Below are 12,077 nucleotides of genomic sequence, written 5' to 3'. Positions count from 1 at the left end.
CCTACGCCTTCCAGCGCGAGCGGTACTGGCTGGAGGCGACCGACGCGCAGGCCGACCCGGCGGGACTCGACTCCGTCGTCCGGCTCGCCTCCGGCGGAGCCGTCCTGACCGGTCTCCTCAGCCTCGACACGCAGCCCTGGCTGGACGCCCACCGCGTCCACGGCACCGTCGTCGTACCCACCACCGCCCTCCTGGACTGGGCGGTCAGGGCCGGTGACGAGACCGGCCTCCCGGTCGTCGCCGCCCTCGACGAACACCTCCCGATCGCCGTCCCCGACGACGGCGCCGTCGAACTCCCACTCCGCGCCGGCTACCGACCGCGCCACCGCGCCGGGCACGGCCGAGGCGCCCGCTCCAAACGCTGAAGTCACCTCTGCGCAGGGGGAGTCCGCCGCCGCTACGGCGGCGGACTCCCCCTGCGCAGAGGTGACTTCAGCGTTTGGAGCGGGCGCCTCGGCCGTGCCCGGCGCGGTGGCGCGGTCGGTAGCCGGCGCGGAGTGGGAGTTCGACGGCGCCGTCGTCGGGGACGGCGATCGGGAGGTGTTCGTCGAGGGCGGCGACGACGAGGGCGGGATGGGGGGTGTCGCCGGAGTCGAGGGCCGCGGTGAGGTCGGCCAGGTCGCGGTGGACGCGGACGGTGACGCCCGCCCTCTCCAGGGCGGCGCTCCCGGACGCCTCAGCGCCGCCCTGGAGAGGGCGGGCGTCACCGTCCGCGTCCACCGCGACCTGGCCGACCTCACCGCGGCCCTCGACTCCGGCGACACCCCCCATCCCGCCCTCGTCGTCGCCGCCCACAGCCACGCCACCGACGACGTCACCGGCGCCACCACCGACCACGACACCGTCACCGCCGCGCACACCTCGGCGCGCCGGGCCCTCGCCCTTGCCACCGACTGGCTGCGCGCACCCCGTTTCGCCGCCACCCGGCTTCTGCTGCTGACCGAGGGCGCTGTCGCCACCGGCCCGGACGACACCGTCCCCGGCCTCGCCGACGCCACTGCCTGGGGTCTGCTGCGCTCCGCGCAGACCGAACACCCCGGCCGCTTCCTGCTCGCGGACAGCGACGGACACGACAGCTCCACCACGGCCCTCGCGCACGCCGTCACCGTCGCCGAGCACACCGGCGAGAACCAGTTCGCCGTCCGCACCGGGACCGTCACCGTGCCGCGCCTGGTCCGCGCCGACCACCCCGACAGCGCCCCTGCATCCGTCACCACCGCGCCCTGGGGCGACGGCACGGGCGCGGGAACCGTCCTCGTCACCGGCGGCACCGGCGTCCTCGGCACCCTCGTCGCCCGCCATCTCGTCACCCGGCACGGCGTCCGCCGGCTGCTGCTCACCGGCCGCCGCGGCCCCGACGCCCCCGGCGCCGGCGCCCTGCGCGACGAACTCGCCGCCCTCGGCGCCGAGACCGAGATCGTCGCCTGCGACACCGCCGACCGCGACCAGGTCGCCCGGGTCCTGGCCGCCGTACCCGCCGAACACCCCCTGACCGCTGTCGTCCACGCGGCCGGAGTCCTCGACGACGGCCTCCTCGACACCCTCACCCCGGAACGCCTCACCACGGTCCTGCGCCCCAAGACCGACGGCGCCTGGCACCTGCACCACCTCACCCGCGACCTCAAGCTCAGCGCGTTCGTGATGTTCTCCTCCTACGCCGGGATCGCAGGCGGGCCCGGACAGGCCAACTACGCGGCGGCCAACGCCTTCCTCGACGCCCTCGCCGAGCACCGGCGGGCCCGCGGCCTCACCGCGCACTCCCTCGCCTGGGGCTTCTGGGAGGACCGCAGCGCACTGACCGGTGCACTCGACGACGCCGACCTCGCCCGCCTGGAACGCTCCGGCATCCGCCCCCTCACCGCCGACCAGGGCCTCGGCCTCCTCGACGCCGCGACGCTCCTGGACACCGCCCAACTGGTCCCCGTACGCCTCGACACCCGCGCCCTGCGCGCCGACGAGGCGCCCCCGCTGCTGCGCGCCCTCGCCCGCCCGGCCGCCCGTCGCACCGCCGCGGCCCCCGTCACCGGTGCAGCCGCTCCGGCCGACTTCCGGGCCCGGCTCGCCGAGCTCGACGGCCCCCAGCGGCAGACACTCCTGCGCCGCACCGTCCTCGCCCACCTCGCCGCCGTGCTCGGCCACGCCTCCGCCGACTCCCTCGACGCGGACCGCGGCTTCCTCGACCTCGGGATGTCCTCGCTGACCGCCGTCGAACTGCGCAACCGCCTCAACGCCGAGACCGGACTGACCCTCCCCAGCACCCTGATCTTCGACCACCCGGACCCCGCCGCCCTGGTCCAGCACCTGAGCACCGAACTCGGCACCGAAGCCGAGGAACCGGACCGGGCCGTCTTCGCCGAACTGGCCGTCCTGGAAGCCGCCGTGGGCGGCGCCGACCTCGACGACCAGGACCGCGTCCGGCTCGCCCAACGCCTCAAGGCCCTGCAGTGGAAGCTCGACGCCACCCAGGACACCGACGAGGACGCCGCCGACCTCGACACCTCCACGGACGACGAAATGTTCGACCTCATCGACAACGAACTCGGGCTCGCCTAGCCGCCGTCTCCGCCGACGCGCCCGCACCGCGCGTCGGCGGACACAGCTCCCGCCCCAGGTCCGGCCGAACGCGTCCTTCTCGAACTCAGAGGAACCACCCCATGGCAAGCTCCGAAGCCAAGCTCCGCGACTACCTCAAGAAGGTCACCGCCGATCTGCGCCGCACCCGGCAGCGGCTGGAGTCGGTCGAGGCACGGGACGGCGAGCCCATCGCCGTCATCGGCATGGCCTGCCGCTTCCCCGGCGGGGTCCGTTCCCCCGAGGACCTGTGGCGCCTGGTCGCCGAGGGCACCGACGCCGTCGGCCCGCTCCCCGCGGACCGCAGCTGGGACCTGGACGGCCTCTACGACCCGGACCCCGGCACCTCCGGCAAGAGCTACGTCCAAGAGGGCGGATTCCTGCACGACGCCGCCGACTTCGACGCCGACTTCTTCGGCATCTCCCCTCGCGAGGCCCTCGCGATGGACCCCCAGCAGCGCCTCATTCTGGAGACCGCCTGGGAGGCCGTCGAACGCGCCCGGATCAGCCCCGCGGCGCTCCGCAACACCGACACCGGCGTCTTCGTCGGCGGCGCCGACACCAACTACGGCTCCCTGGCCCGCACCGCCGACGAGACCGAGGGGCACAACCTCACCGGCGGAGCCATGAGCGTCCTGTCCGGCCGCATCTCCTACACCCTGGGCCTCGAGGGCCCCGCCGTCACCGTCGACACCGCCTGCTCCTCCTCCCTCGTCGCCCTGCACCTCGCGGTCCGCGCCCTGCGCGCGGGGGAGTGCTCCCTCGCCCTGACCGGCGGCGCCGCCATGATGCCGACCACCGAACTCTTCACCGAGTTCTCCCGGCAGCGAGGCCTCGCCGCCGACGGCCGCTGCAAGCCGTTCGCCGACGCCGCCGACGGCACCTCCTGGGGCGAGGGCGTCGGCGTCCTCCTCGTCGAGCGGCTCTCCGACGCCCGCCGCAACAACCACCCCGTCCTCGCCGTCGTGCGCGGCTCCGCCGTCAACCAGGACGGCGCCAGCAGCCGCCTCACCGCCCCCAACGGCCCCGCGCAGCGCCGCGTCATCGAAGCCGCACTGGCCGACGCCCGCCTCACCGCCGACCAGGTCGACGCCGTCGAGGCGCACGGCACCGGCACCACTCTCGGCGACCCCATCGAGGCCCAGGCCCTCCTCGCCACCTACGGCCAGAACCGCCCCGAGGGCAGCCCGCTGCACCTCGGCGGCATCAAGTCGAACATCGGCCACGCGCAGGCCGCGGCCGGTGTCGCCGGCGTCATCAAGATGGTGATGGCCATCCGCCACGGACTGCTGCCCGCCACCCTCCACGTCGACAGCCCCTCCTCCCGCGTCGACTGGACGGCCGGCTCCGTCGCCCTCCTCACCGAGGCCACCGACTGGCCCGACACCGACCGCCCCCGCCGTGCGGGCGTCTCCGCCTTCGGCATCAGCGGCACCAACGCCCACGTCCTGCTCGAACAGGCCACCGAGGCGACCACGGAGAAGACCGACGCACCCGAGGCCCCCGACGACGAGAGGCCCGCCACCGTTCCGGCCGCGCTCGTCGAACCGGCTGTCATCCCCTGGCCGCTCTCCGCACGTTCCGCCACCGCCCTGCGCGACCAGGCCGCCCGCCTCGGCGCCCGCCTCACGACCACCCCGCCCCCGCGCCCTGTCGACATCGCGCTCTCCCTCGCCACCAGCCGCGCACCCTTCCCGCACCGCGCGGTCGTCCTGGCCACCGATCCGGAGACCACCGCCGCCGCCCTGGCCGCCCTCGGCGCCGCCGAACCCCACCCCGCCGTCGTCGAGGACACCGTCCGTACCGGCGGTACGGCGTTCCTGTTCTCGGGTCAGGGTTCGCAACGTCTGGGTATGGGCCGTGAGTTGTACGCGCGTTTCCCGGTCTTCGCGGAGTCCTTCGATGCGGTGTGTGCGGGTCTGGACGTGCATTTGGAGCGTCCGCTGCGTGAGGTGGTGTGGGGTGAGGACGCCGAGGTCCTGAACTGGACGGAGTTTGCGCAGGCGGGTCTGTTCGCCGTTGAGGTGGCTCTGTTCCGTCTGGTGGAGTCGTGGGGTGTGCGGCCGGAGTTCGTGGCCGGTCACTCGATCGGTGAGGTGGCTGCGGCGCATGTCGCGGGAGTCTTCTCCCTGCCCGACGCCTGCGCTCTGGTCGCCGCTCGTGGTCGTCTGATGCAGGCGCTTCCGGACGGGGGCGCGATGTGGGCGGTCGAGGCGACGGAGTCCGAGGTGCTTCCGCACCTGGAGTCGGTTGAAGGCGTGTCGGTGGCTGCGGTCAACGGGCCTTCGTCCGTGGTGATTTCGGGTGTGGCGGCGTCTGTTGAGGCGGTTGCCGGGCACTTCCGTGAGCAGGGTCGGCGGGTCAGTGCGTTGCGTGTCTCGCATGCTTTCCACTCGCCGTTGATGGACCCGATGCTGGAGGCGTTCCGCGAGGTCGTCGAGGGTCTGTCGTTCGGGGAGCCGCGTCTGCCGGTGGTTTCGAATGTGACCGGTCGTCTCGCCGAGGCCGGCGAACTGACCGTCCCCGCGTACTGGGTGACCCATGTCCGGGAGGCGGTCCGTTTCCACGACGGGATCACCGCGCTCGTCGAGCAAGGTGTCGCCCGTTTCCTGGAGTTGGGCCCCGACGGCGTTCTGAGCGGGATGGCGCGCACCAGCGCGGGCGAGGACAGCGCCGCCGCCTTCGTGCCGTTGCTGCGGAAGGACCGTGACGAGGAGACCACCGCCCTCGCTGCCCTCGCTCAACTCCACGCCACCGGCACACCCGTCGAGTGGACCGCTGTCCTCGACGGCACCGGCGCCCGGCTCACCGACCTGCCGACCTACGCTTTCCAGCACGAGCGCTACTGGCCGGTGCCCAGTGTCACCGTCGGCGCGGACGTGGAGTCCGCCGGCCTCAGGGCCGCGGGGCACCCGTTGCTCAGCGCCGCCGTCGAACTCTCCGACAGCGGCGGCCTGTTGCTCACCACCCGACTCTCCCTGCGCACCCACCCCTGGCTCGCCGAGCACACCGTCATGGGCAACGTCCTGCTGCCCGGCACCGTCTTCGTCGAACTCGCCGTCCGGGCAGGTGACGAGGTCGACTGCGAACGTGTCGAGGAACTCACCCTCGCCGCCCCGCTGATCCTCCCCGCCCAGGGCGGCGTCCAACTCCATCTCCACGTGGGCCCCGCCGACTCCACCGGTCGCCGCAGCCTCACCGCCCGCTCCCGCGCAGAGGGAGCGGACGACCCGCACTCCTGGACCGAGCACGCCGCCGGCGTCCTCGTTCCCGGCGAACGCACCCTCGAGTTCGACTCGACGGTGTGGCCCCCCGCCGACGCCGAACTCCTCGACATCAGCGGCCTCTACGAGCGCATGGCCGACGGCGGCTACGAGTACGGGCCGCTGTTCCAGGGCCTGCGGGCCGCCTGGCGGCGCGGCGACGACGTCTTCGCCGAGGTCGCCCTGCCCGACGGTGTCGACGGCGACGAGTTCGGCCTGCACCCCGCGCTGCTCGACGCCTCCCTCCAGATCTCGGCCCTCGCCGGCCTGGCCAGGGGCGTCGTCCCGTTCTCCTGGGAAGGGGTGTGTCTGCACGCCTCCGGGGCCCGCGCCGTGCGGGTCCGCATGACCCGCACCGGCGATGCGTCCGCGACCGTCGCCGTGGCCGACGCGGACGGCGCACCCGTTGCCAGCATCGAGAACCTGGTGCTGCGCGCCGTCGCCTCCGCGCCCTCGGCAGCGGACGTCCTGACCCGCGACGCCCTCTTCCGGGTCGACTGGGTCCCGGCCGCCGACGCCGAGCCCGGAACCGCCCCGGCCGCTCTGCTGGGTGCGGACCTTCCGGAGCTGCCGGGTGTCCTTTTCGCGGATCTGGATGCGCTTTCCGTCGCTGAGGAGGTGCCGGGGACGGTGCTCGTCGGGGTCGGTGCCGGCGACGGTGCTGGTGCTTCGGGTGGGGTGGTTGGTGAGGTGCATGAGGTCGCTGGGCGTGCTCTTGGTTTGGTGCGTGGGTGGTTGGGCGAGGAGCGGTTTGCCGGTTCTCGGTTGGTGTTGGTGACGTCGGGTGTGGTGGACGGGGCTGATCTGGCTGGTGCGTCGGTGTGGGGTCTGGTGCGTTCGGCGGTGTCCGAACACCCGGGTCGTTTCGCTCTGTTGGACGTGGCGGAGGGCTCGGACCCCGCTCTTGTGCTGTCTGCCGCCGCGAGCGGTGAGCCGGAGACGGCTGTGCGCGACGGCCGCGTGATGGTGCCCCGCCTGGCCCGGGTGGCCGCGGGTGAGACGGAGGGTCCGGACTGGAGTCGTGGGGACGGGGCTGTCCTTGTGACGGGTGGTACGGGTGGTCTGGGCCGAGTCATGGCCCGGCACCTGGTCGCTGAACACGGCGTGCGGAACCTGTTGTTGGTGAGCCGCAGTGGGCGGTCGGCCGAGGGTGTGGCCGGGTTGACGGCGGAGTTGTCGGGTTCGGGTGCGCGGGTGTCGGTGGAGGCGTGTGATGTCGCGGATGCCGATGCGTTGGCGGAGTTGGTGTCGCGGTACGAGGTGCGTGCGGTCGTGCACACCGCGGGCGTTCTCGACGACGGCATGGTCGAGTCGCTGACCCCCGAGCGGCTGGCGAAGGTCCTGCGCCCGAAGGTGGACGCGGCCTGGAACCTGCACCGCGCGACCGAGGGCCTGGACCTCGACGCCTTCGTCGTCTTCTCCTCCCTCTCCGGCGTCCTCGGCGGCCCGGGACAGGCCAACTACGCGGCCGGGAACACCTTCCTGGACGCCCTGGCCTGCCACCGCCGCTCCCTCGGCCTGCCCGCGACCTCCCTCGCCTGGGGCCCGTGGACGCAGGACGCCGGCATGATCGGCACCCTCTCCGGTACCGATGTCCACCGCATCGCCCGCGCCGGGCTGCCCGAACTGACCCCCGAGCAGGGCACCGTCCTCTTCGACGCGGCCCTGACGACCGGCGTACCCGCCGTCCTGCCCGTCCGCCTCGACCTCGCCGCACTGCGCGAGCAGGCCGATCCGCACCCGATGACGCGCGGCCTCATCCGACGCAGGACCCGCCGGTCCGCTGCCGGTGGTTCGGCGGCGACGGCTGGTCTGGTGCAGCGTCTGGCTGTGCTGGGTGTCGACGAGCGGCGCGAGGTGCTGCTTGACCTGGTGCGTGGCCAGATCGCGGTGGTGCTCGGTCATGCGGGCGTCCAGACCGTGGACCCGGACCGGGTGTTCCAGGATCTTGGGTTTGATTCGCTGACTGCGGTTGAGTTGCGGAATCGGCTGGGTGCGTCGACGGGTCTGCGGTTGCCTGCGACGGTCGTTTTCGACTATCCGACCGCGCACGCCTTGGTCGGTTATCTGTTGGACGAGTTGTTCGGTGTGGTGGAGCCGGGTTCTGTCGTGCCGGTGTCGGCGTTGTCGTCGGTGGTGGATGACCCGATTGTCATTGTGGGTATGGCGTGCCGTTATCCGGGTGGGGTTTCTTCGCCCGACGATCTGTGGCGGGTGGTGTCGGAGGGCGTTGACGCGGTTTCGGAGTTTCCGTTGGACCGTGGTTGGGATGTGGAGGCTCTCTACAACCCGGACCGGGATGCGTCGGGTACGACGTATACGCGCTCGGGCGGTTTCCTCCACGGCGCGGGGGAGTTTGACGCGGAGTTCTTTGGGATGAGTCCGCGTGAGGCTGTGGCGACGGATGCGCAGCAGCGGTTGTTGTTGGAGACGACGTGGGAGGCGATCGAGCGCACCGGTATTGATCCGGTCACGCTTCGGGGCAGCCAGACCGGTGTCTTCGCGGGCGTCATGTACAACGACTACGGCAACCTGCTCGTCGACGAGCAGTACGAAGGATTCCGCGCCAACGGCAGCGCCCCCAGCATCGCCTCCGGCCGCGTCTCCTACACCTTCGGCTTTGAAGGCCCCGCGGTCACCGTCGACACGGCGTGCTCCTCGTCTCTCGTGGCGCTCCACTGGGCGGCGCAGGCGTTGCGTTCGGGGGAGTGCTCTTTGGCGGTTGCTGGTGGTGTGACGGTGATGTCGACGCCGATGACGTTTGTCGAGTTCTCCCGTCAGGGTGGTCTTTCCTCCGACGGTCGTTGCCGTTCGTTCTCCGATTCTGCTGATGGTGTCGGCTGGTCGGAGGGTGTGGGCATGGTGGTGTTGGAGCGGTTGTCGGATGCGCGTCGTCTCGGGCACAAAGTGCTTGCGGTGGTGCGGGGTTCGGCGGTGAATCAGGACGGTGCTTCGAATGGTTTGACGGCGCCGAACGGTCCGTCGCAGCAGCGGGTGATTCGGCAGGCGTTGGCGAGTGGTGGTCTGTCGGCGTCCGAGGTGGACGTCGTCGAAGCGCACGGCACCGGCACCACGTTGGGTGACCCGATCGAGGCGCAGGCGCTGCTGGCCACCTATGGGCAGCGGGCGGACGGCGAGGCGCCGTTGCTGCTGGGTTCGGTGAAGTCCAACCTTGGTCATACGCAGGCTGCTGCCGGTGTTGCGGGTGTCATCAAGATGGTGATGGCGATGCGTCACGGCGTGCTGCCGCGCACCCTGCACGTGGACGCACCCAGCTCACACGTCGACTGGAGCGAGGGCGCGGTCGAGCTCCTCACCGACGACCAGGAGTGGTCGGGGGAACGACTCCGCAGGGCCGGTGTGTCCTCCTTCGGCATCAGCGGCACCAACGCCCACGTCATCCTCGAACAGCCCGAGCCGGCCGCCGAGATCCCGGGCACGGACGTCGTCGCCTCCTCGGCCCCGGGCATCGTGCCCTGGACGTTGTCCGGTCGCACGGACGAGGCGCTGCGGGCCCAGGCCGCCCGCCTCCTCTCCCAGGTCGAGGCGGACCCCGCGCTGCGCCCGGCCGACCTGGCGCTCTCCCTCGCCACCCAGCGTTCCACCTTCGACCACCGCGCCGTGATTCTGACCGACGGCGACCGGGAGACCGCCGTCCGCGGTCTGGCGGCCGTGTGCGTGGGCGAACCCGACCCCGCCGTCGTCGTCGGTGCCGCTCGTACCGGTGGTACGGCGTTCCTCTTCTCCGGTCAGGGTTCGCAACGGCTCGGTATGGGGCGTGAGTTGTATGCCCGTTTCCCGGTGTTCGCGGAGTCCTTGGACGCGGTGTGTGCGGGTCTGGACGTGCATTTGGAGCGTCCGCTGCGTGAGGTGGTGTGGGGCGAGGACGCCGAGGTTCTGAACCGCACGGAGTATGCGCAGGCGGGTCTGTTCGCCGTTGAGGTGGCTCTGTTCCGTCTGGTGGAGTCGTGGGGTGTGCGGCCGGAGTTCGTGGCCGGTCACTCCATCGGCGAGGTCGCCGCAGCCCACGTCGCCGGGGTGTTCTCCCTGGAGGACGCCTGTGCTCTGGTGGCTGCTCGTGGTCGTCTGATGCAGGCGCTGCCCGAGGGCGGCGCGATGTGGGCGGTCGAGGCCACAGAGGCCGAGGTCCTTCCGCACCTGGTGGAAGGCGTCTCGGTGGCTGCGGTCAACGGGCCGTCGTCTGTGGTGATTTCGGGTGTCGTGGAGTCGGTCGAGGCAGTCGCCGGGATCTTCCGTGAGCAGGGCAGGCGGGTCAGCGCGCTGCGCGTCTCGCATGCCTTCCACTCGCCGTTGATGGACCCGATGCTGGATGCGTTCCGCGAGGTCGTTGAAGGCCTGTCGTTCGGCGAGCCGCGTCTGCCGGTCGTCTCGAATGTGACCGGTCGTCTTGCCGAGGCGGGCGAACTGACCACTGCCGGCTACTGGGTGACCCATGTCCGGGAGGCGGTCCGTTTCCACGACGGGATCACCGCGCTCGTTGAGCAAGGTGTCGCCCGTTTCCTGGAGTTGGGCCCCGACGGCGTTCTCAGTGGAATGGCGCGCACCAGCGCGGGCCAGGACAGTGACGCCGCCTTCGTGCCGTTGCTGCGCAAGGACCGTGACGAGGAGACCACCGCCCTCGCCGCCCTCGCCCGGCTCCACGTCCTCGGTGCCGCTGTCGACTGGGCCGCAGTCCTCGACGGCACCGGCGGTCGACCCGTCGACCTGCCCACCTACGCCTTCCAGCACGTGCGCTACTGGCCCACCGCGGCCACCACCTCGACCGGTGACATCCGGATGGCCGGTATCGGCGCCGCAGGCCATCCGCTGCTCGGTGCGGCCGTCGAACTCGCCGACGCCGACGGCCTGGTGATGACCGGACGCCTCTCGACGCGCTCCCACCCCTGGCTCGCCGACCACGTCGTACAGGGGGCAGTTCTGGTCCCCGGTACGGCACTGCTGGAACTCGCCGTCCGGGCCGCCGACGAGGCGGGCTGCGACTCAGTCGAGGAACTCGCCCTGGCCGCACCCCTGGTGCTCCCCGAACGCGGCGCGGTGCGTATCCAGGTGAGCGTCGGAGCGCCCGACGACCTGGGCCGCCGCCCGGTCTCCGTCCACGCACGGGACGACGACGGCGGCGAGCGTCAGCCGTGGACCCCGCACGCCACCGGCGTCCTCGCCCCAGCTGCCGCGCCCGCCGGGTTCGACGCCGCCGTGTGGCCACCGAAGGACGCCTCCCCGGTCGACCTGACCGGCAGCTACGAGCGCCTCGCCGAGGCCGGGCTCCACTACGGCCCCGTCTTCCAGGGCCTGCGGGCCGCCTGGCGGCGCGGTGACGACGTCTTCGCCGAGGTCGCCCTGCCCGACGGCGTCGACGGCGCGGAATTCGGCCTGCACCCGGCCCTCTTCGACGCGGCCCTGCACGCCTCCTTCGCCTTCGGTGACGAGGACGCCCCGAGCGGTGTGCCGTTCGTCTGGGAGGGCGTGTCCCTGCACGCGTCCGGCGCGTCCGCGCTCCGGGTTCAGCTGACCCGCACCGGGGACGACACCCTGGGCGTCCGGCTCGCCGACCCGACCGGTGCGCCTGTCGCCACGGTGGAGTCCCTCACCGTTCGCGCGGCCGGGTCCGGAGCCGCAACCCCCGACGCGGCGCGGCCCCTGTACCGCGTCGACTGGACGGCCGCCCCGGCCACCGGCGCACCCGTCGAGGCCGACGCGGTCGCGGTCCTCGGCGACCGGACCGCCGGCCACGGGGACCACGGCTTCACCCCGTACGCGAGCCTCGAGTCCCTCGCCGCGGCCGCCGCCGTACCGGGCGTCGTCCTCGTCGGCGTCCCGGACGGTACCACCACCGACGTCGCCGAGAGCGCGCACGGCGCTGCTGCTTGGGCGCTGGACCGGGTGCGTTCCTGGCTTGCCGAGGAGCGTTTCGCCGATTCCCGGCTGGTGTTCGTCACCGCGCCCGATCTGAGCGCCGCTCCCGTGCGGGGCCTGGTGCGTTCGGCATCGCTGGAACACCCCGGCCGTTTCGCCCTGCTGGACACCGACGACAGCACGGACCGGAAGGCGCTCCTCGCAGCACTCTCCGTGGAGGAGACGGAGATCTCCGTCCGCGAGGGCCGCGTTCTGGTGCCGCGCCTCGTCCGGGCGGTTACGGCTGGTGTTCCGGCTGATGTTCAGTCCCTCGATTTCCCTGTTGACGGGACCGTCCTCGTGACGGGTGGTACGGGTGGTCTGGGTCGG

The 12,077-nt window shown here is 72.3% G+C and carries 3 protein-coding genes and 1 pseudogene; all 4 read left to right on the top strand.

The annotated features are described in order from the left end of the window. Positions 1-365 (top strand): hotdog family protein (locus JGS22_RS25745; protein WP_216815190.1); only part of this gene is annotated, 365 nt, incomplete at its 5' end. Positions 366-426: 61 nt separating this feature from the next. Then, the gene (locus tag JGS22_RS25740; protein WP_308405904.1) at positions 427-2,553 is read left to right on the top strand and encodes a type I polyketide synthase; all 2,127 of its coding nucleotides are present in this window, start codon (positions 427-429) and stop codon (positions 2,551-2,553) included. 101 nt (positions 2,554-2,654) lie between these two features. Continuing rightward, positions 2,655-2,708 (top strand): annotated as a pseudogene (locus JGS22_RS27525) (polyketide synthase docking domain-containing protein); the annotation flags it as partial. After that, a partial coding sequence (locus JGS22_RS25735; protein WP_372454361.1) for an SDR family NAD(P)-dependent oxidoreductase occupies positions 2,709-12,077 on the top strand: 9,369 nt, incomplete at its 3' end.

Origin of the sequence: Streptomyces tardus (assembly GCF_018101125.2) — a bacterium.
Lineage (GTDB): Bacteria > Actinomycetota > Actinomycetes > Streptomycetales > Streptomycetaceae > Streptomyces > Streptomyces tardus.
This window is presented reverse-complemented; position numbering and strand designations above follow the sequence as displayed.